Here is a 20,053-nt window from a genome sequence, read left to right on the forward strand (position 1 = left end):
GGGCGCTGTACCCCTGCCCGTCACAAGGTGCGGGTCACACCAGACGAACAACGTCGCGCAGAGCGTGCGGCGATACCTAGAAGGAGCCCCAGTGGCAAAGGCCAAGTTTGAGCGGACCAAGCCGCACTGCAACATCGGCACCATCGGACACGTCGACCACGGCAAGACCACTCTGACCGCGGCGATCACCAAGGTGCTCCACGATGCATACCCGGATCTGAACGAGGCCTCGGCCTTCGACATGATCGACAAGGCGCCCGAAGAGCGCCAGCGCGGCATCACCATCTCGATCTCCCACGTCGAGTACCAGACCGAGAAGCGCCACTACGCGCACGTCGACTGCCCCGGTCACGCTGACTACGTCAAGAACATGATCACCGGTGCCGCCCAGATGGACGGCGCAATCCTCGTCGTGGCAGCCACCGACGGCCCGATGGCCCAGACGCACGAGCACATCCTGCTCGCCCGTCAGGTTGGCGTGCCGGCGATGGTCGTCGCCCTCAACAAGTGTGACATGATCGACGAGGCTGACGCTGACCTCATCGAGCTGGTCGAGATGGAGCTGGACGAGATCCTCTCCGCCCAGGGCTTCGAGGACACCAAGATCGTCCGCGTTGCTGCCTTCCCGGCGCTCAACGGTGACGAGAAGTGGGCCAAGAGCATCCTCGAGCTGATGGACGCCGTCGACGAGAACATCCCGCAGCCCGAGCGTGAGACGGACAAGCCGTTCCTCATGCCCGTTGAGGACGTCTTCACCATCACCGGTCGCGGCACCGTCGTCACCGGTCGTATCGAGCGCGGCATCGTCCGCACCGGTGAGACCGTCGACCTCGTCGGCATCCGCGAGGACAAGCAGACCACCACCATCACCGGTGTCGAGATGTTCCGCAAGATCCTCGACGAGGGTCGCGCTGGTGAGAACGTCGGCCTGCTGCTCCGTGGCACCAAGAAGGAAGACGTCGAGCGTGGCATGGTCATCATCAAGCCCGGCTCGACCACCCCTCACACGGACTTCGAGGCCCAGGTCTACATCCTGAACAAGGAGGAGGGTGGCCGTCACAAGCCGTTCTTCTCCAACTACTCGCCGCAGTTCTACTTCCGCACCACGGACGTGACCGGCGTTGTGCAGCTGCCCGAGGGCACCGACATGGTCATGCCCGGTGACAACACCGAGATGACCGTTCACCTCAACAAGCCCGTCGCGATGGAGGAGCAGCTCAAGTTCGCCATCCGCGAGGGTGGCCGCACCGTCGGCGCCGGCAACGTCACCAAGATCATCAAGTGATCTGACTGACCTCGCACAGTCGAAGGGCCCCGCACCGGTTGGTGCGGGGCCCTTTGCCATTCGTTGGCTTCGGGACGGGGCGTGTGCAATGGCATGTTCCCCTAGGATTGCGGTGCAGCGCCGCGGAACGGGGGACGGATGTCAGCGACGGTGGAACCGGAGTTCGTCGGGGAGTCCCGGCACGCGGTCGTGGCAGGCCTGCTGGCCTCGTTGGACGAGGTGACGCGCCAGCCGGTGCCCAGATGGGTCTCCCTGGAGGCGCCGTCGGGCTGGGGCAAGACGCGCATCGCCCGCGAGTTCTACGCTCGGCTGGCCGCGCGCCAGCCGGAACCCCACTACTGGCCCGAATCCATCCTCGACGCCGGCACCACGAGCGACGTGACCACCAGGCGCAAGCGGGTCAACCCCGACGTGGTCCACACCCCGGGCAGCCTGCCGTCGTTCACCTGGTGGGGCATCACCTGCTCGTTGCGCAGCGGGGCGGAGAGCATCGCGCTCCTGCAGGACGCGGCCGTGCTCGAGGCCCATGCCCCCTATCTGGAGGATGCGTGGCTGAAACTGCCCCGCACCTCGCTCGCCGGCCGGGACATCCGCGCCTTGGGCACGGCCGTTGCTGACGAGGTGGTCATGGAGGTGGGCGGCCGCGCCGTCGAGGCGGTCCTCGGTGGTGCCCTGCCGGGGCTGGGGCTGGTGCGGTGGCTCGGGGAGTGGGGCTGGGGAAAGGCCAAGGAGTCCCGGGAACGCCGGCGCCGCCTTGCCGGAGAGGACGCGATCACCGCGAGCCACGAGGAGTTGGGGGACTCGTTGGTGGCGCTGCTCACGAGGTTGTCCAGGCCCGGACTACCCACGGTGCTGTTCGTCGAGGACCTGCACGACGCCGATCCGTTGTTGTTGGAGGTGATCGGAAATCTGCTGTCCTCGAACAGCTCCGTCCTCGTGCTCAGCACGGGGTGGCCAGGCCACCTGGACGAGGACGCGCAGCTCCGCGAGTTGATGGCTGCGGCCGGGGAGAGACTCGTCAGGATCACCCCCGAGACCGGTGAACTGCCGCACCCCTTCCCTCCGGGGGCGGGACTGGGACCGCTGGACGAGGGGGCCTTGGACAGGATCCTCGGCTTCTACTACCCGGAAGTGGTACCGGAGACGGCCAAGCTGGTTGTGGCAAGGTACCCGAACCCGCTCGCGCTGGAGCTGTTCTGCCAGATCCCGGCGCTGCGGCGACGCTTCGCGGAGACCCGGCTCGAACTCTCCCCGAGGGACCTGGAGCGGTTGCCCAACTCGATCCGGGACCTCTACCGGCACCTGTGGAAGGAGCTGCCCTCCCAGCTGCGCCAGGCGCTGGCCATCTCCACACTCGGGATCCCCGCCGTCCTGGATCCGAACTCCGGTGGTTCGCAGTGGTGGAATGCGCGGCTGATGGCGGAGGCGGTGGCGGTCCTGGACCTGCCCGACGCGGCAGAGCTGGCCAGCGCCATGAGGCAGGCTCCCACCGCCTACGCGTGGGCGCGGGTGGTGAGCGAGACACTGCGGCAGTTCCTCGAGCCGGACCAACTGGCCGTGGCCGGGGAGGAACGAGACGAACTGCTGCTGTCCTGGGAGGCCGATGACATCAAGAACGCCCTTGCCGTGAAGGCCGCCGGCTGGCTGGTGGACGAGGACATGCAGGACGCGGAGCGCCACCACCTCGCCCGACTGCTGCTGGCCCTGCACAGCGAGGGCTTCGTCACGGACCAGGCGGTGGTGGGTGCCGCGACGGTCCAGCTGCTGGAGCTGCTCCGCGAGCAGCCACGGGAGCTGCCGGAGCGGGTTCGGCTGGCAGAGCGGGCCCTCGCGCTGCTTGCGAAGGAGACTGTGGCCGCGCTGGACATCCGTAGGGAGCTGGGGCTGGCTCACCGCGAGGCTGGCCGCTGGGCGGACGCGCTGGCAGTGCTGGAGGGCCTGAGGCAGGACCGGGTCTCGCTGCGGGGACGTGAGGACGAGGACTCGCTGGCGGACGGCTTCCAGCATGCCGCTGCGGTGTCCCACGTGGATGCGCAGCGGTGCGGGCGGGAGCTGCCGGAGCTGCTGGCCAGCGCCCGGTCCGTGCTGGGCGCGGAGCACCCCCTGACCCTCAGGATCTGGAACCTCCAGGCAGTGGTGGCATGGGAGCTCGACGATCTCGAAGAGTGCCTGCGCATCGACACGGATCTCCTGGAGGTCCGCCGTCGCGTGCTCGGACCGGAGCACCGGGACACGCTCGTGAGTGCCTCTAACCTGGCCAACGTCCTGATCTGGGCCGGGCGCCACACGGAGGCGCTGGAACTCGTGACCGAGACGTTGCAGCAACGCATCCGGCAGCTGGGTCCCGCGCATGCCGAAACGCTCCTGAGCCGGCAGGAACTGGCGCGACTGCTGGGGCTGATGGGGCGCCGGGAAGAGGCCACAGCCATCCGGCAGCAACTGTTCACCGACAAGGAGGAGGCGCTGGGGCCGGACCATCCCGCGACGCTGTGGGCCCAGACGGAGCTCGCGTCCGCGCTGGCTTCGGCCGGTCGCTTCCCCGAGGCCATCGACGTAGCGGCTGACCATCTGGACCGGCAGGTGCGCTCTGCAGGGGAGTCCGCGGCGGACGCGCTGGACGCGCGCACCACCCTGGCCCTCATCCTGGGCGAGGCCGGTCGTCCCAGAGAGGCGCTCCAACTGCACTCGGACGTGCTGGAACTCACCGCCCGCGAGTTCGGCCAGCAGCACCGCAGGACGCTTTCGAAGCGGCACCAGATTGCCTTCGTCCGCACCCGTCTGGTGTCGGCGTCGGAGTCTCTGGCCGAGTTCGAGCAACTCCATGACGATGCCGTGAGAGCGCTGGGGGAACAGGACGGGACGACCCTGGAAATCGCCTCCAACCTGGGCATCCGGCTGAGGGAGCTGGGTCGGGCTGCGGAGGGGCTGGCGTTGTTCGAAGGGATCTGGGAGCAGCGCTCACGCGTCAACACGGCCGGGAGCCCCGTCAACGCTGCCGCGCTGCTGCAGTTGGCGATCAGCCGTGATGCGGCCGGGGACCCGGAGGGGGCCCGGGAGCTGCTGGGTGAGCACCTGCCGGCGCTGGAGCAGGCGCTGGGAGGGCAGGCGGAGGCCGTGGTGCGGCTCCGGATGGTGCAGGCCGATCTGGAGGCCCCACAGGATCCGGCCGCGGCCCTGGCCACCGCACAGCAGACCGTCGAGGCACTGGCCGACGCCCCGGCGGCGGATGCGCTGCGCATCGATGCCCGCACCCAGTTCGCGGGCCTGCTGCGGCAGGCCGGCCGTGCGGCCGAGGGGGTCTCAGAACTGCACCTGTTGGTGCTTGACCTGCTGCACACGGTTGGCCCCGCGAACCCGGCGGTCTCGCGTGTGCTGAGGCTCCTGCTGGACCATGCCAGGTCAGTGGACGGGTCGGTGCCTGCCGTGCTGGCGCTGGCGGAACGCGTCGTCGATGCTGCCCGCAGCACCGTGGGCACCTCCAGCCCGGACTTCCGCTGGCTCCTGAGCTGGATCTCCACGGCGGCCATGGGGGCGGAGGACTCACCCGAGGTGCTGCAATGGCGTTCGGAGCTCGTCACCATCCTCGAGGGGGACGAGGAACCCGACGAGGTGGCGCTGGCCACCGCCCGCATCCACCTGGGCTACGGACTGCTGATGGCCGGCGACGTACCCAGTGCGTTGCAGCAGTTGGTGACGGGTACCACCGTGCTCAACCTGCTGGAGCCCAGCGGTCCCGTGACCGTCTCGGGCCGCCGGTTGAGCGCTCTGGCGGCCAAGTTCCTCGGGGACTGGGACACCGCGCTGGAGTTCCGCCGCCAGCAGGTCACCGCACTGGAGGCAGACCCGGGGGCGGACCCGCAGGACGTCGCCGATGCCCGTGCCGAGCTGGACGCGGACCTGACAGAACGAGCTGCGGGCGAGGACCCCGAACCGGGCTGAGTCTCCGCGGGGTGACGCGCGTCCGGAGTCAGCCCTGGCGCTTCTGGATGGCGGCCCACTCGTCGCGCAGGCCGACGGTCCGGTGGAACGTCAGCGGCTGGTCCGTGTCCGCGGCGAAGTAGCCCAGGCGCTCGAACTGGACCACCTCGCCCGGAGCCGCGTCGGCCAGTGCGGCCTCCACCCGGCAGCCGGTCAGGACCTCGCGGGAGTTCGGGTTCAGGTCGTCCAGCGCCTCGCCGGTGCGCTCGCCCGGTGCCTCGGCGGTGAACAGCCTCTCGTAGAGGGAGACCGTCGCCTCCTCGGCGTGTGGGGCGCTGACCCAGTGCATGGTGGACTTCACCTTGCGGCCGTCCGGGGAGTTGCCGCCGCGGGATTCCGGGTCATAGGTGGCGCGCACCTCCACCACGTTGCCCGCCTCGTCCTTGACGACGTCGGTGGCGGTCACGAAGTAGGCGCCGCGCAACCGCACCTCGCGGCCGGGGGAGAGGCGGAAGTACTTCGGGGGCGGCACCTCGCGGAAGTCGTCGGCCTCGATCCACAGCTCGCCCGTGAACGCCACCTGGCGCGTGCCGTCCTCGGGGCGCTCGGGGTTGTTGGCCACCTCGAAGTACTCGACTACGGGCTTGCCCTCGGCGTCGGTGGGCCAGTTGTCCAGCACCAGCTTCAGCGGGTGGAGCACCGCCATCCGGCGCTGCGCCGTCGCGTTGAGCTCGCGGCGAACGTAGGACTCGAGCTCCTCGATGGACTTGCGCGAGTTGGTGCGGGTGGTGCCCACCTCCCGGCAGAAGTTGCGGATGGCGGCCGCGGGGTACCCGCGACGTCGCAGGCCACGGATGGTGGGCATCCGCGGATCGTCCCAGCCGTCCACCACGCCGTCGAAGACCAGCTTGGCCAGCCGACGCTTGGAGGTGACGGTGTGGGTGAACTCCAGCCGCGCGAACTCGATCTGCTTGGGCGGCGTGTGGTCCAGGTCCAGCTGCTGCAGGAACCAGTCGTAGAGCGGCCGGTGGTCCTCGAACTCCAGGGTGCAGATGGAGTGGGTGACCCCCTCGATGGCGTCGCTCTGACCGTGCGCCCAGTCGTAGGTGGGGTAGATGGGCCACTCGTCGCCGGTGCGGTGGTGCTCGATGCCCCGGATCCGGTACATGATGGGGTCCCGGAGCTGCATGTTCTCGTGCTGCATGTCGATCTTGGCCCGCAGCACGCGCGAGCCGTCGCTGTACTCCCCGGCGCGCATGGCACGGAGGATGCGGAGGTTCTCCTCGGCCGGCCGGTCCCGGTAGGGGGACTCGATGCCGGGCTTGCCGAACCCGCCGCGGCCCGCGGAGATGGCCTCGGGGGACTGCTCGTCCACGTAGGCAAGGCCCTTGGTGACCAGCAGCTCGGCCCACTCGTAGAGCTGTCCGAAGTAGTCAGAGGCGTGCCGCACCTCGGCGGGCTCGTAGCCCAGCCAGCGGATGTCCTGGACGATGGAGTCCACGAAGGACTTCTCCTCGGTCTCCGGGTTGGTGTCGTCCAACCGGAGCATGCAGGTGCCACCGAAGTCCACGGCCGTGCCGAAGTCGACGACGATGGCCTTCGCGTGGCCGATGTGGAGGTAGCCGTTGGGCTCGGGTGGGAACCGCGTCTGGACGCGGCCGCCGTGCAGGCCCTTCTCGACGTCGCTGCGCACGATGTCGGAGATGAAGTTGGAGGGCGTGTTCCCGGCGGCTTCAGTCATGCAGGAAAAGCTACCATCGGCCGCTTGATCCGTCCTCAGCCGCCGGTCACCATGCTGTTGAGCCAGAGCAGGAGCCCGATCGGGACACCCACCACCACGGCGAGCACCACGGCCGCCATCAGCGCCACGAAGAGCCAGTACCCGAGCGAGGCGCGACGAACCTGGGCGCGGTCGTCGATGGTGCGGGTGAGCAGTTTCAGGTTCTTGGCGTTGGAGCGCCACGCCATGTCCAGGAAGCCGCCGACGAACGGCACGGCACCCAGCCCCCAGTCGATCAGGTAGTTTCCCAGCATCCTGGCGACGACGGGGACGGGAGCGCGCAGCCGGACCGCGTCCACCAGGACGACGCTGCCGAACGCGGCCCCCACGGCGGTGCCTGCGCCGGGGATGAAGCTGAGGAGAGGGTCGACGCCGAAGCGGAAGTTCGTGCCGGGCACGCGCACCAGGTCGTCCAGGACGTGGGCGAAGGTGCGGGTGACGCGGGCCGGGGTGTCCTCGGGGAACTGCTCGAGCACCTTGCGCGCCTCGGCGCGGGCCAGGTCCGTGACGTGGGACCCCGCGGCGACGGGGTCGGGTGTCGGGTCCTCGTCGCGCAGGGTGGCCTCGGCCCGCCGGAGTGCCTCCTCCAAGGAGCCCGGGTCCTTCGCCGGCTGTTCGGTCACACCACAAGGATGCCACTGCGGGTGTCGCGGTCCCGCGTCGCCACGCGCTCGGGGGAGGGGTGGTGAGCCGGTAGGATCTGGCCATCATGACTGACTCGTTGACTCCCGCCCGTACCCGCGTCGCCCCCTCGCCGACGGGCGACCCCCACGTAGGCACCGCCTTCATGGCTTTGTTCGACCTGGCCTGGGCCCGCAAGACCGGTGGCAGCTTCGTCCTGCGCATCGAGGACACGGACCAGAGCCGACTGGTGGAGGGCAGCGAGCAGCAGATCCACGACTCCCTCGAGTGGCTGGGCCTCGGCCCCGACGAGGGCCCGCTGCAGGGTGGCGACTTCGGCCCCTACAGGCAGTCGGAGCGGCTCGAGACCTACGCCCCGTACGTGCAGCAGCTGCTGGACTCCGGGCACGCCTATCACTGCTGGTGCAGCCCGGAGCGGCTCGCGGAGCTCCGCGCGGAGCAGCAGAAGTCCAAGCAGGCCAACACCGGCTACGACCGCCTGTGCGTCGGCAAGACCCGCGAGGAGCGGGCGGCGCTGCCCGGCTTCTCCGAGACGCCCGTGGTGCGGATGCTCATCCCCGACGACGCCCCCGAGAGCTTCACCGACATCATCCGCGGCACCGTGAAGGCACCCCGCCCCGACGACCAGGTCATCCTGAAGACCGACGGGTTCCCCACCTACCACCTCGCGGTGGTGGTGGACGACCACCTGATGGGCATCAACACGGTGGTGCGCGGGGAGGAGTGGATCTCCTCCACCCCCAAGCACGTCCTGCTCTACGATTGGCTCGGATTCGAGGTGCCGCAGTTCGCGCACATGCCGCTGCTGCGCAACACGGACAAGTCCAAGATCTCCAAGCGCAAGAACCCGGCCGCCCGCCTGATGTGGTTCAAGGAACAGGGCTACCTGCCCGAGGCGGTGCGCAACTTCCTGCAGCTGCTGGGCTACTCGGGCGACGAGGAGAACGAGGTCAAGAGCTTCGAGCAGTTCGTCGCGGAGTTCTCCTGGGAGAAGGTGAACACCACCGGCCCCATCTTCGACCTGAAGAAGCTGGACTGGCTCAACGGCCACTACATCCGTGCCCTGTCGGCCGAGGAGCTGGCGGACGAGATCTCCCGGTTCGCGATCGCCACGGGGCAGTGGAGCGACCCGACGCCAGCGCAGCTCGACGTGCTGCGGCACGCGGTCCCGATCATCCAGGAGCGGCTGGTGCTGCTGGCCGATGCCCTCCCGCAGCTGGACTACCTGTTCGCCTCCGACGACGAGCTGACCCTCGACCCCGACGCGGTTGCCGGCCTGGCGCACAACGCCGCCGACGTGCTGGACGTCGCGATCGACGTCGTGGCCACCGTCGAGCTGGACGCCGCCGCGATCCAGGCCGGGCTGCGTGAACGGATCGTCGAGGGCATGGGCATCAAGCCGAAGTTCGCGTTCGCGCCCGTGCGCGTCGCGATCTCCGGCCGGAAGGTCTCCCCGCCGCTGTTCGAGTCCATCGAGATCCTCGGCAGGGAGTCCTCGCTCAACCGGCTGCGGGCGCTGCGCGCCGCGCTCTGAGCGCTGCGGCCGCGGTCAGCCGCGGCCGTGCGGGGAGTTCCAGCCGGAGAGGTCTGGACCCCCGGGGACGATGCCCAAGGGGTTGAGGTCCGTGTGGACGATGTAGTAGTGCTGCTTGATCTGCTCGAAGTCGACGGTCTCGCCGAAGCCGGGCGTCTGGAACAGGTCCCGGGCGTAGGCCCACAGCACCGGCATCTCGGTGAGCTTGTTGCGGTTGCACTTGAAGTGGCCGTGGTAGACGGCGTCGAAGCGCACCAGCGTCGTGAACAGCCGCACGTCGGCCTCCGTGATGGCATCGCCCATCAGGTACCGCCTGTCGGTGAGGTGCTCCTCCAACCAGTCCATCGCGGTCCAGAGCCGCTCGTAGGCCGCGTCGTAGGCCTCCTGCGAGCCGGCGAACCCGCACCGGTAGACGCCGTTGTTCACCTCGGTGTAGATGCGCTTCATGATCGGCGCCATCTCCTCGCGCAGGTGCTCGGGCCACAGGTCCGGGGCCCCCTCGCGGTGGTGCTGCTTCCACTCGGTGGAGAAGTCGAGGGTGATCTGGGCGAAGTCGTTGGTCACCACTTCGCCGGTGGCGACCTCCACCATCGCCGGCACGGTGATGCCGCGCGGGTAGCCCGGGAAGCGCTTCTCGTAGGCGTCCTTCAGCTTGTGGATGCCCAGCACCGGGTCGACGCCGCCCGGGTCCAGGTCGAACGTCCACGAGTCGGCATCGTGCGTCGGGCCGGGGGTGCCGAGGGAGATAACGTCCTGCAGCCCCAGCAGTTCCCGCACGATGATGGTGCGGTTCGCCCATGGGCAGGCCCTGGCCGCGACGAGCCGGTAGCGGCCGGGCTCGACGGGGTAGTCGCCGCTGCCCGGCGCGGGATCGGCGACGATCCGGGTGGTGATGTAGTTGCTGTCGCGCGTGAACTCCTTGCCCTTGCTGGAGTAGACGCCGCCCTTCGAGTGCTCTTCCTGCTCAGGTGTGCTCATGTGGCCAAGGCTAGTCCCCGGGCGTGGAGCCGTCCGTGATCTGGCGGCGAACGCCCTCGGGCGCGGGCAGGTAGTACAACGCCAGGGACTCCAGGATCCGGACCACCTGGTCCATCGCCGCCTCGCGCTCCGCGTCGGTGGCGGCGCCCTCGGCCAGCCGAACCGCCTTGGCCGCGCGGCGGGCGTCGGCCTGTGCCGTGGCGGGCAGGTGGGACAGGCCGACCGTCTCCGCGTGGTCGCGGGCCACGGAGTAGGTGATCTCCAGCTCGGTGGCCAGTTCGTCGAGTTGGTCCAGCGACAGCCCGGCCGACTGGGTGTCGTAGCGCACGAGCGCCACCTCGAAGGAGTGGGTGGTGGGTGCGGCGGAGTCGAACAGGGCAGAGTTCTCGATCCGGTATCCGATGTCCAGCTTCAGCCGACCGTACTCCTGCAGGATCTCCTCGATCCGCCCGACGATGTCGGTGCGGCGTTGCTCGTCGGTGAGGCGTTCCGGCCGCTCCCCGATCTGCCGGGCGACGGTGTAGTCGACGATGTTGGTCCCGTCGAGGTGGAGGTTGCCCGCAGTCAGGATCCGGACGGGGAGCTTGGCGCGCATCGCGCGCCACGTGACGAGCGCGGTGAGGGCCGCGGCGGGCAGCGCCATGGCAGCACCCCACACACCGCCCCAGGCCAGGAACACCGCAGCCATCCCGAGCGCGAGGATGATCGTGACGGGCAGCCGGAAGCGCCTGGGCTCGCCACGGCCCACCCACCGCACCGGCGGGATCGGGATCACCTCGATCGCCTCCGTTGTCTTCAGCAGTCCGCCGCAGGCATCTGCGATCCGCCCTCCCCGGGAGTGCGTCATGAGCTGTGGCCTGAGGCGGGGCACCCGGGCGTGGGTCAGCGGGTAGCCGTACTCGCCCATCGGGCCGACGGAGACCACCATGGACTCGTTGTAGGACTGGGTGTTGACCAGCAGGGACTGGTTCACCAGCTCCTTGACCTGGGTGTCGCCCGGGATGGCCTGGAAGAAGGGGAACACTCAGGCCTCCGGGGTGGTGCGACGGCCGGGGAGCGCCAGCACGGGTCGGCCCTCGATCATCAGCTGGGTCTCGGCGGGGTTGGGCAGGTAGTAGATCGCGAGCTTCGCGAGGATCTCCTTGGCCCGCTCCATGGCGGCCCGCCGCTCGGCCGGTGTGGCCCCGGACTCGGCGAGGCGGGCTGCGCTGAGCGCGCGCCCGGCGTCGCTGCGCGCCGATTCGGGGAGGTGGTCCATGCCGACGGTCTCCGCGTGGGAGCGGGCGGTCTCGAAGGCCACGCGGATCTCGGCGGCGAGGGTGCCGAGCTCGGAGCCGTCGAGGGCGGCCTGCTGGGTGTCCCAGCGGATGAGTGCCCGGGTGAAGCGGCCGGCTGCCTCGTCGGCGGGGTCGAACAGCGCGGGGTACTCGATTCGGTAACCGATGTCCGAGAGCAGCCGGCCGTACTCCTCCTTGATGCGGTCGACCACCTCACGTGCGGCGGCCGCGGCGGGCCGGTCGTCGAGCAGGTGCTCCAGCGCGTAGCGACCCTCGGCCGTGTTGAACGTGTGGGTCACCGCAGGGGCGGAGCGCGGCCTGAGGAACAGCCCGCACAACGCGAGCAGCGCCAGCAGGACCGAGACGAACGCCTTCACCTGAGGCGCGAACCCCGTGACCAGCGTCACCGCGATCAGCGAGAAGCACAGCAGTGCGAGCAGCGAGCCGACGAGCCCGACCGTCAGTCGGTGCTTGGCGTGCATCCGCCCGGCGGGGAGGGCGAAGGCACGCGTCGGGCGGGAGGGGAGGTTCACCACCGTGAAGTCTCCCAGTTCGAGGTCCAGCGGGACCGCGCGCACGTACTCGGGATCGATTTGTCCCTGCCGGCTGATGCGGACCTTCGCCGTCGTGCCCCCGCCCAGCACCTCGACGACGTTCAACCGGCCCCGCTCGGTCTCCACCACGACGGGGGTGGCCAGGTCACCCAGCCGGGTCTCGAACCGGACCGGGCGCAGGTCCAGCGGCGGCGGGGTCTGGGAGGGCATGGGCGCAAATATAGTTGCTGCCCCGTTCGGGCCGGCTCAGTCGTTGACCAGCACGAGCTCCGCGAGCGGCTTGCGGGAGCGGGGCGCGGTCTCGCGGTCGCGCAGCGGGCCCTCGGGAAGTTCCTCGGGGGCGGCGAGCACGCCGACGGCGGTCACGGACACGATGTCGAAGCGCTCGTCGATGTTGAACGCGCGGCGCAGGTCGTCGACGACGATGCCGCCCATCTGGTGCACGTGGTACCCGTCCTTGTGCGCCTGCAGCGCGAGGGTGGCGGCGGCCTGGCCCAGGTCGTAGTGCGCCCAGCGCTGCTCGGCGCCCTCGGGGTTGACCGTCTCGGCCAGGTTGACCACCAGCACCGACGCGCTGCCGGCCCAGGCCTTGTTGAAGCCCATCAGGTTCTCGACGATGGCGGAGTGGGTGGCGTTGCCCCTGCGTCCGACGATGAAGCGCCACGGCTGGGTGTTGGACGCCGACGCGCTCCAGCGGGCGGCCTCCAGGAAGGCGGTGATGTTCGCCTCGGGCACCTCGACGGTGGTGTCGAACGAGCGCGGGCTCCAGCGGTTGGCGATCACCTCGGAGATGGGGGCGCTGGTCTCGGCGGTGCGGCTGATGGTCTGGGTCATGTCGTCCTCACTGTTGGTTGCCGGGTTAGCGGGACGACGATGGCCCACCCGGGTGAACGCGGGAGTCGTCGATTTTGTTCCCTGCTAGGTTCGGCAGCGTGCTGCCCCACGACGAGATCACCTCCTTCGCGCCCGGTTCAGGGCGCCGCGTCCCGCCCCGCTCCCACCTGGCCTCCGACGCCCCGCGCACGGACCTCTCCGGGCCCTGGCGGTTCCACTTCTCCCCGCGGCCGGACCTGGCCCCGGCGCAGGCCGCCGACGTGGCCTTCGACGACTCGGACTGGGACGAGATCCCAGTCCCCTCGCACTGGGTGCTGCAGGACCGGCCGGAATGGGGCCGCCCGATCTACACCAACATCAACTTCCCCTTCCCGGTGGACGTGCCCCACGTCCCCGACGAGAACCCCACCGGCGACTACCGAGTCGAGTTCGACGTCGAGGAGTCCTTCGTCGCCGAAGGGGCGAGGGCCCACCTGCGATTCGGGGGAGTGGAGTCACTGTGCATCGCCTCCCTCAACGGCACGCGCGTCGGCGTGGTGCGGGCTAGCCGGCTCATGCAGGAGCTGGACGTCACCGAGGAACTCGTGGTGGGCCGCAACGTGCTGCACCTGCGGGTGCACCAGTGGTCCAGCAACACCTACCTCGAGGACCAGGACCAGTGGTGGTTGCCCGGCGTGTTCCGTGAGGTGGAACTGCTCTCACGCCCGGCCGAGGGCATCGACGACGTGTGGCTGCGCGCCGACTTCGACCCGGAGACCGGTGCGGGCGCGCTGGTTCCCGAGATCCGCGCCGGGAGGGACGCGTATCCCGTCACCGTCGCCGTCGAGGAACTGGGGGTGCGTGCCACGTTCGAGTCGCCGTCGCGGGTGGCGGCCATCCCCGTGGGCGAGGTGGAGCCCTGGAGCGCCGACGTGCCCCGCCTCTACGACGCGCAGGTCTCGAACGCCGCCGAGACGGTCAGCCTCAGGGTCGGGTTCCGGCGCGTCGAGGTGGTCGGCCACGAATGGCGGGTCAACGGCGCCAAACTGCGGCTGCGCGGCGTGAACCGGCACGAGTACCACCCGGACCTTGGACGCGTGTTCGACCGGGAGGCGGCCCTCGAGGGTCTGCTCCTGATGAAGCGGTACAACGTCAACGCCATCCGCACCGCCCACTACCCACCCCACCCCGAACTCCTGGAACTCGCCGACGAGCTGGGGTTCTGGGTGATCGACGAGTGCGACTACGAGACGCATGGCTTCGAGGCCGGCGGCTGGGTGGACAACCCCTCGGACGACCCGCGCTGGCGCGAAGCCCTGCTGGACCGGGTGGAAAGGTTCTTCGAACGCGACAAGAACCACCCCTGCATCGTGGCCTGGTCGCTCGGCAACGAGGCCCACACCGGCGCCAACACCGCCGCCATGGCCGCCTGGCTGCACCGCCGGGATCCGGAACGTCCCGTGCACTACGAACCCGACTTCGACGGCCGCTACGCCGACGTCGTGTCCAGGATGTATGCCTCCCCGGAGGAGCTGCGCTTCCTCAGTGAGGGCCTGGGCAACAACAAGATCGGCTCCCCGGGACGGGCCGCGGCGCTCGCGGGCCGGCCCATGATCCTGTGCGAGTACGCCCACGCCATGGGCAACGGCTCGGCCCAGTTGGACGTCTACGAGGAACTCTTCAACACCCTCCCACAGTGGCACGGCGGCTTCGTGTGGGAGTGGCGAGACCACGGCCTGCGCAGCCGCACGGATGACGGCCGCGAGTTCTTCGCCTACGGCGGCGACTTCGGCGAGGAGATCCACGACGGGAACTTCGTCACCGACGGCATGGTGCTCTCCGACGGCACCCCCAGCCCCATGCTGGCCGAGTTCGCCGCGGTCTGCTCGCCCATCAAGCTGGTGGTGGACGACCTCGGCCTGGTGATCGAGAACCGCCGCCACGACGGCGACACCTCGGACCTGCGCTTCGTCGTGATCGACGAGGTGGACGGCGAACTGGTGGCCCGGCACGAGATCGCCGTGGACCCCATCTGGCCCGACGGGGCCGACGACGTCGACATCCCGGACCCGCCACTGGGGGTGGCGGGGGAGGTGTGGCGCACCGCCCGGGCCGAGCTCGCGGAGGACACCGCCTGGGCCCCGGCCGGCCACGTCGTGGCGTTCCACCAGGTGAAGCTGTCCGGCCGGGCCGCCCCGGTCCTTCCCCCGGTGGCCGACGGCGAGGCCCCGCGGCAGGACGGCGACGCCCTGGTGCTGGGACCAGCACGGTTCGACCCCCGCACCGGCGACCTGTTGGAGCTGGCCGGGCACCCGGTGGCCGGGCCGCGCCTCGAGCTGTGGCGGCCGCCGACGGACAACGACCTGCTGGGCCCCTCCAGCAGCTTCGTGACCACGGACCGCACCATGAACCATCTGGTGGACCACGGTGGCCCCAGCCATGCCGATGGCTGGCGGGCTGCGGGCCTGGACCGGCTGCAGCGCCGGGTGCTCGCCGTCGAGGTGGAGCCGGATGCGCTCCGGGTGCGCCATCGCTATGCCCCCGCTGCGGGGCGTGCGGCGGTGGTCGTCGAGCTGGTGTGGCGCCACGTCGACGGTGAACTCCGCCTGGAGGCCGACGCGCAGCCCACGAATGGCTGGAGCGGCACCTGGCCAAGGATCGGTCTGCACTTCACCCTCCCCGCCGGTGTGGGCGACGTCGAGTGGTTCGGCACCGGCCCCCACGAGAACTACCCGGACCCCCGGCGGGCAGCGGTGGTGGGACGCTTCGCCTCCCGTGTGCCCGACCTCACGGTCGCCTACGCGCGTCCGCAGGAGAGCGGACACCGGGGCGAGCTGCGCTGGCTGGAGCTGCCGGAGCTCGGGCTGCGCATCAGCGCCGACGAGGTGGCGGGCTCGCGGCCGGGGTTCTCGCTGCGCGAGCACGACGTCCACGAGGTGACTGCTGCCGGGCACCCGCACGAGTTGCCGGTCCCCAGCGCCACCCATCTCCACATGGACGCCGCCCAGCGTGGGATCGGGACCCTGCTCACCGACCCCGACGTCCGGCCCGAGCACGAGCTCGTGCCCCGGGCCGCGCAGTGGTCCCTGCGGATCGCGGCTGGCCCCCAGCGGTCCTAGTCTTGGAGCCATGAGCGTTCAGCCCGGCTGGTACCAGGACCCCGAAGGACCCGCAGGGCAGGCCAGGTACTGGGACGGCCACAGTTGGGGGCCGAGACAAGAGGGCCCCGGCTCCGGCACTGGCCCCGGTCCCGGCCAGGAGCCTGGAAGCGGCCGGCCCGTGTGGCTGCTGCCAGTGGTCGGTGTCGTCGTCGTGGCGGTCCTGGTGGGGCTGGGCATCTGGCTGGTGCCGCCGCTCCTTTCCCCCGATGACGAGCCCACCCCCGAGCCCACCGTCACCATCCCGGAGGACCCCACTCCGGGGGAGGAGACGCCGGGTCAGGAGCAGGATCCCGAGGAACTGGGGGAGCTGAACTGCGCGGCCGCCAGCTCCACCAACTTCGACAGCGGCCCCGAGATCCGTGTGGCCGGGATCGTGGTGCCGTTCCCCACCCACGAGGAGTGGGGCTTCAGGTTCGAGAGCAGCCAGTGGACTTGGATCAACGACCTCCACGCGTGGGGCACCACGAAGATCGAACCAGCCGGGGAGCCCTGGGCGGCGGGACTCGTCGTCGGCAGGCTGGAGGCGGGCAACGGGTTCGGCGAGCCGCAGCAGGCTGCCGAGGCGATGGTGCAGTGCCTCGTCACCTACGGTCCGTTCAACACGGGCGAGGAGATGGACGTCACCACCTCGGAGGCGGTGACCGTCGACGGCATGTCCGGCTGGGCCATGGAGATGACCTATCCGGAGGAGGGGGAGTACGGGGCCACGGTCATCCGCCTGCTCACCCTGGATGCCGGCCAGGAGGGCAACCTGGCAGCGGTGATCGGCTTCCACCCCCAGGACCACACCGAGACCCAGACGGTGATCGACGACGCCCTTGCGGGCATCACCCACCAGTAATGCCGGGTCACTGATTGCTGATTGGACCTTGCCGGGACGGGTGACTACACTCGTACGGCCGGGAGAACGTCTCCCAGCGTCTCGATGCCCAGCACGAAGTTGATTTTGTGCAGGGCGCGTGGCGTGCAAGAATAACTAGGTTGCTCCGCAAGCGGGGGCAGGCTTCGCCGTGTTGTCGAACGGGTTCCGAGGAACCGGGTTCGCGCCGGTCGGTCGCCCCTCGTGTCGAGGTCGGACAGATTGCCCAAGTGCGAGATCTGGCCTTCGAGAGAGATCTCGGAGGTGGTCTCAGGTTGTGGCTCACAGTGCGACACTCCCGACCTCGGGGGTCGGAGTGACAAGGGGAATCACCCCCGAATAGTTCTTAGAACTTTCACCAGGGACGAGTAGAAGGAACCAACTGTGGCGGGACAAAAGATCCGCATCAGGCTGCGGGCGTATGACCATGAGGTCATCGACTCCAGCGCGCGGAAAATCGTCGACACCGTGACTCGCACGGGTGCAAAGGTCGCTGGCCCCGTGCCGCTGCCGACGGAGAAGAACGTGTTTTGCGTCATCCGTTCGCCCCACAAGTACAAGGACAGCCGCGAGCACTTCGAGATGCGTACGCACAAGCGGCTGATCGACATTCTCGACCCCACGCCGAAGACCGTCGACTCGCTGATGCGCCTCGACCTCCCGGCGGGCGTCGACATTGAGATCAAGCTTCCGTGAGGTCCGAGATGAGCACTACTGAACGAAACGTGAAGGGCATCCTGGGCACCAAGCTCGGCATGACCCAGCTTTGGGACGAGGACAACAAGGTCGTCCCCGTCACCGTGATCCAGGCCGGTCCCTGCGTCGTGACGCAGATCCGCACCCCTGAGACCGACGGCTACAGCGCCGTCCAGCTCGGCTTCGGCGCCGTCAAGGCCAAGAAGCTCACCAAGCCGGACGCCGGCCAGTTCGCCAAGGCGGACGTGACCCCCCGCAAGCACCTGCTCGAGATCCGCACCTCCGGTGCGTCCGAGTACACCCTCGGCCAGGAGCTGAGCGCCGACGTCTTCGCCGATGGCGAGATCGTCGACGTGACCGGCACCTCCAAGGGCAAGGGCACCGCGGGCGTCATGAAGCGCCACGGCTTCCACGGTCTGCGCGCCTCCCACGGTGTGCACCGCAAGCACCGCTCGCCGGGCTCCATCGGTGGCGCGTCCACCCCCGGCCGCGTGTTCAAGGGCCTGAAGATGGCCGGACGCATGGGCAACGACAAGGTGACCGTGCAGAACCTGAAGATCCACGCCGTCGACGCCGAGCGCGGGCTGCTGCTGGTCCGCGGAGCGGTCCCCGGCAACAAGGGCTCGCTCGTCGTCGTGCGCACCGCAGCCAAGAAGGGTGATGCAGCATGAGCGAAGCACGCACCGTTGACGTCATCGACGCGAAGGGCAAGAAGGCCGGCAAGGTCGACCTCCCCGGAGAACTCTTCGACGTCCAGACCAACATTCCCCTGATCCATCAGGTGGTCGTGGCGCAGCTCGCTGCCGCCCGACAGGGCACCCACGCCACCAAGACCCGCGGCGAGGTCCGCGGCGGTGGCATCAAGCCCTGGCGCCAGAAGGGCACCGGCCGCGCCCGTCACGGCTCGCGTCGTTCCCCCATCTGGGTCGGCGGCGGCACCGTGCACGGTCCGCAGCCGCGTGACTACGCCCAGCGCACGCCCAAGAAGATGGTGGCCGCCGCACTGCGTGGCGCCCTGTCCGACCGGGCCCGCGACGGCCAGGTCCACGTCGTCTCCGAGCTCGTCTCGGGCGAGGTCCCCAGCACCAAGGCTGCGCTCAAGACGCTCGCCGCGCTGGGTGAGCTCACCAAGGTGCTCGTCGTGCTCGACCGCTTCGAGGACGTCGCCTGGCTCTCGCTGCGCAACGTGGACACCATCCACGTGCTCGCGGTGGACCAGCTGAACACCTACGACGTGCTCGCAGCCGACAACATCGTGTTCACCTCCGCCGCCCTGGCAGCGTTCGTGAACCCCGCCGGTGCCGAGGCCGTTGAGGCCGAGGCCAGCGAGTCCGAGGCCGCAGAGGAGAACCAGAAGTGACCGATCTCAAGATCCGTGACCACCGCGACATCATCCTGCGCCCGGTCGTGAGCGAGAAGAGCTACAACCTGCTCGACGAGGGCAAGTACACCTTCATCGTCGCACCGGACGCCAACAAGACCGAGATCAAGATCGCCATCGAGGCCATCTTCGATGTCAAGGTCACCTCCGTAAACACGCTCAACCGCGAAGGCAAGCGTCGTCGTACGCGCTTCGGAGTCGGCAAGAAGGCTGACACCAAGCGCGCCATCGTGACCGTCGCCGAGGGCGAATCCATCGACATCTTCGGGGGCTCGGGCGCCTGAGCCCGGGAGCGAAGAAGACAAGACAAGGACTAATTCCTCATGGCTATCCGCAAGTACAAGCCGACCACGCCAGGTCGTCGCGGCTCCAGCGTGTCCGACTTCGTCGAGCTCACCCGCTCGACCCCTGAGAAGTCGCTCCTCGCTCCCAAGCCGAAGACCGGTGGACGCAACAACACCGGCCGCATCACCACCCGCCACATCGGCGGTGGGCACAAGCAGGCTTACCGCATCATCGATTTCAAGCGCTACGACAAGGACGGGGTCCCGGCCAAGGTCGCTCACATCGAGTACGACCCGAACCGCACCGCCCGCATCGCGCTGCTCCACTACGTGGACGGCGAGAAGCGCTACATCATCGCGCCGAACGGACTGACCCAGGGCACGATCATCGCTGCCGGTCAGGGCGCTGACATCAAGCCGGGCAACAACCTCGAGCTGCGTCAGATCCCCGTCGGAACCACCGTCCACGCCGTGGAACTCCGCCCCGGTGGTGGCGCCAAGCTCGGCCGCTCGGCCGGTGCTTCCATCCAGCTGGTCGCCCGTGAGGGCAAGTACGCCACCCTGCGCATGCCCTCGGGCGAGATGCGCATGGTCGACGTCCGCTGCCGCGCCACCATCGGCACGGTCGGCAACGCCGAGCAGGCGAACATCAACTGGGGCAAGGCCGGCCGCAAGCGCTGGAAGGGCGTCCGCCCGACCGTCCGTGGCGTGGTCATGAACCCGATCGACCACCCGCACGGTGGTGGCGAGGGTCGCACCTCCGGTGGCCGTCATCCTGTGTCCCCCTGGGGCAAGAAGGAAGGCCGCACCCGTGACAAGAACAAGGCGAGCAGCCGTCTGATCGTCCGTCGCCGCAAGTCCGGCAAGAAGCGCTGATAGGGAGCCTGAGGA

At 69.3% G+C, this 20,053-nt stretch carries 16 protein-coding genes; 10 read left to right on the forward strand and 6 right to left on the reverse strand.

The genetic code is table 11. The features are described from left to right. Nucleotides 1–91: 91 nt before the first annotated feature. Both tuf and ACYU7G_RS11920 read left to right on the forward strand, forming a co-directional pair. Nucleotides 92–1,285, forward strand: a complete 1,194-nt coding sequence (gene tuf, locus ACYU7G_RS11915) for an elongation factor Tu (protein ID WP_461108075.1) — start codon at nt 92–94, stop codon at nt 1,283–1,285. 138 nt (nt 1,286–1,423) lie between these two features. Then, entirely contained in the window at nt 1,424–5,224 is a 3,801-nt protein-coding gene (locus ACYU7G_RS11920) for a tetratricopeptide repeat protein (RefSeq protein WP_461108077.1), read from the forward strand. A 28-nt stretch (nt 5,225–5,252) separates the two neighbouring features. Here ACYU7G_RS11920 and ACYU7G_RS11925 read toward each other — a convergent pair whose 3' ends face one another. Then, nucleotides 5,253–6,944 carry a glutamine--tRNA ligase/YqeY domain fusion protein gene (locus tag ACYU7G_RS11925; RefSeq protein ID WP_461108079.1) on the reverse strand — a complete coding sequence of 564 codons (1,692 nt, stop codon included), beginning with the start codon at nt 6,942–6,944 and terminating at the stop codon, nt 5,253–5,255. Nucleotides 6,945–6,979: 35 nt separating this feature from the next. After that, the gene (locus ACYU7G_RS11930; protein ID WP_461108081.1) at nt 6,980–7,606 is read right to left on the reverse strand and encodes a DUF4112 domain-containing protein; all 627 of its coding nucleotides are present in this window, start codon (nt 7,604–7,606) and stop codon (nt 6,980–6,982) included. An 86-nt stretch (nt 7,607–7,692) separates the two neighbouring features. Between ACYU7G_RS11930 and gltX the strand changes: the two genes are divergently transcribed. After that, nucleotides 7,693–9,159: a glutamate--tRNA ligase gene (gene gltX, locus ACYU7G_RS11935; RefSeq protein WP_461108083.1), complete on the forward strand. Its 1,467-nt coding sequence runs from the start codon at nt 7,693–7,695 to the stop codon at nt 9,157–9,159. Nucleotides 9,160–9,174: 15 nt separating this feature from the next. Here gltX and ACYU7G_RS11940 read toward each other — a convergent pair whose 3' ends face one another. From ACYU7G_RS11940 to ACYU7G_RS11955, 4 genes are read right to left on the reverse strand one after another with little or no spacing between them, the layout of a single operon-like run. Continuing rightward, complete coding sequence (locus ACYU7G_RS11940; protein WP_461108085.1) at nt 9,175–10,137, reverse strand: glutathione S-transferase family protein; 963 nt, start codon at nt 10,135–10,137, stop codon at nt 9,175–9,177. 10 nt (nt 10,138–10,147) lie between these two features. Beyond that, nucleotides 10,148–11,161, reverse strand: a complete 1,014-nt coding sequence (locus ACYU7G_RS11945; protein WP_461108087.1) for a hypothetical protein — start codon at nt 11,159–11,161, stop codon at nt 10,148–10,150. Further along, nucleotides 11,162–12,178, reverse strand: a complete 1,017-nt coding sequence (locus tag ACYU7G_RS11950; RefSeq protein ID WP_461108088.1) for a hypothetical protein — start codon at nt 12,176–12,178, stop codon at nt 11,162–11,164. A 36-nt stretch (nt 12,179–12,214) separates the two neighbouring features. After that, complete coding sequence (locus ACYU7G_RS11955; protein WP_461108090.1) at nt 12,215–12,802, reverse strand: nitroreductase family protein; 588 nt, start codon at nt 12,800–12,802, stop codon at nt 12,215–12,217. A 98-nt stretch (nt 12,803–12,900) separates the two neighbouring features. Between ACYU7G_RS11955 and ACYU7G_RS11960 the strand changes: the two genes are divergently transcribed. The 7 genes from ACYU7G_RS11960 to rplB all read left to right on the forward strand — a co-directional run bounded on the left by ACYU7G_RS11960 (nt 12,901) and on the right by rplB (nt 20,038). Then, nucleotides 12,901–15,900, forward strand: a complete 3,000-nt coding sequence (locus ACYU7G_RS11960) for a glycoside hydrolase family 2 TIM barrel-domain containing protein (protein ID WP_461108092.1) — start codon at nt 12,901–12,903, stop codon at nt 15,898–15,900. A 10-nt stretch (nt 15,901–15,910) separates the two neighbouring features. Beyond that, nucleotides 15,911–16,783: a DUF2510 domain-containing protein gene (locus ACYU7G_RS11965; protein WP_461108094.1), complete on the forward strand. Its 873-nt coding sequence runs from the start codon at nt 15,911–15,913 to the stop codon at nt 16,781–16,783. A gap of 402 nt (nt 16,784–17,185) precedes the next feature. Next, nucleotides 17,186–17,497: a 30S ribosomal protein S10 gene (gene rpsJ / locus ACYU7G_RS11970; protein WP_015071250.1), complete on the forward strand. Its 312-nt coding sequence runs from the start codon at nt 17,186–17,188 to the stop codon at nt 17,495–17,497. Nucleotides 17,498–17,505: 8 nt separating this feature from the next. After that, nucleotides 17,506–18,168: a 50S ribosomal protein L3 gene (rplC, locus tag ACYU7G_RS11975; protein WP_461108097.1), complete on the forward strand. Its 663-nt coding sequence runs from the start codon at nt 17,506–17,508 to the stop codon at nt 18,166–18,168. Beyond that, on the forward strand, nt 18,165–18,857 hold the full coding sequence (gene rplD / locus ACYU7G_RS11980; protein ID WP_461108099.1) for a 50S ribosomal protein L4: 693 nt from the start codon (nt 18,165–18,167) through the stop codon (nt 18,855–18,857). The genes rplC and rplD overlap by 4 nt, the downstream gene beginning before the upstream one ends. Beyond that, on the forward strand, nt 18,854–19,162 hold the full coding sequence (gene rplW, locus ACYU7G_RS11985) for a 50S ribosomal protein L23 (protein ID WP_461108101.1): 309 nt from the start codon (nt 18,854–18,856) through the stop codon (nt 19,160–19,162). Before rplD ends, rplW begins: the two co-directional genes overlap by 4 nt. Nucleotides 19,163–19,201: 39 nt before the next feature. Further along, the gene (rplB, locus tag ACYU7G_RS11990) at nt 19,202–20,038 is read left to right on the forward strand and encodes a 50S ribosomal protein L2 (RefSeq protein ID WP_461108103.1); all 837 of its coding nucleotides are present in this window, start codon (nt 19,202–19,204) and stop codon (nt 20,036–20,038) included. Nucleotides 20,039–20,053 lie beyond the last annotated feature (15 nt).

This window comes from Tessaracoccus terricola, assembly GCF_054776555.1.

Coding starts and splice junctions, on each gene's coding strand:
- ACYU7G_RS11925 (WP_461108079.1), bottom strand. CDS start 6,944: ATGACTGAAGCCGCCGGGAACACGCCCTCCAACTTCATCTCCGACATC.
- ACYU7G_RS11965 (WP_461108094.1), top strand. CDS start 15,911: ATGAGCGTTCAGCCCGGCTGGTACCAGGACCCCGAAGGACCCGCAGGG.
- rplB (WP_461108103.1), top strand. CDS start 19,202: ATGGCTATCCGCAAGTACAAGCCGACCACGCCAGGTCGTCGCGGCTCC.
- ACYU7G_RS11920 (WP_461108077.1), top strand. CDS start 1,424: ATGTCAGCGACGGTGGAACCGGAGTTCGTCGGGGAGTCCCGGCACGCG.
- rplD (WP_461108099.1), top strand. CDS start 18,165: ATGAGCGAAGCACGCACCGTTGACGTCATCGACGCGAAGGGCAAGAAG.
- gltX (WP_461108083.1), top strand. CDS start 7,693: ATGACTGACTCGTTGACTCCCGCCCGTACCCGCGTCGCCCCCTCGCCG.
- ACYU7G_RS11940 (WP_461108085.1), bottom strand. CDS start 10,137: ATGAGCACACCTGAGCAGGAAGAGCACTCGAAGGGCGGCGTCTACTCC.
- ACYU7G_RS11955 (WP_461108090.1), bottom strand. CDS start 12,802: ATGACCCAGACCATCAGCCGCACCGCCGAGACCAGCGCCCCCATCTCC.
- rplC (WP_461108097.1), top strand. CDS start 17,506: ATGAGCACTACTGAACGAAACGTGAAGGGCATCCTGGGCACCAAGCTC.
- ACYU7G_RS11950 (WP_461108088.1), bottom strand. CDS start 12,178: ATGCCCTCCCAGACCCCGCCGCCGCTGGACCTGCGCCCGGTCCGGTTC.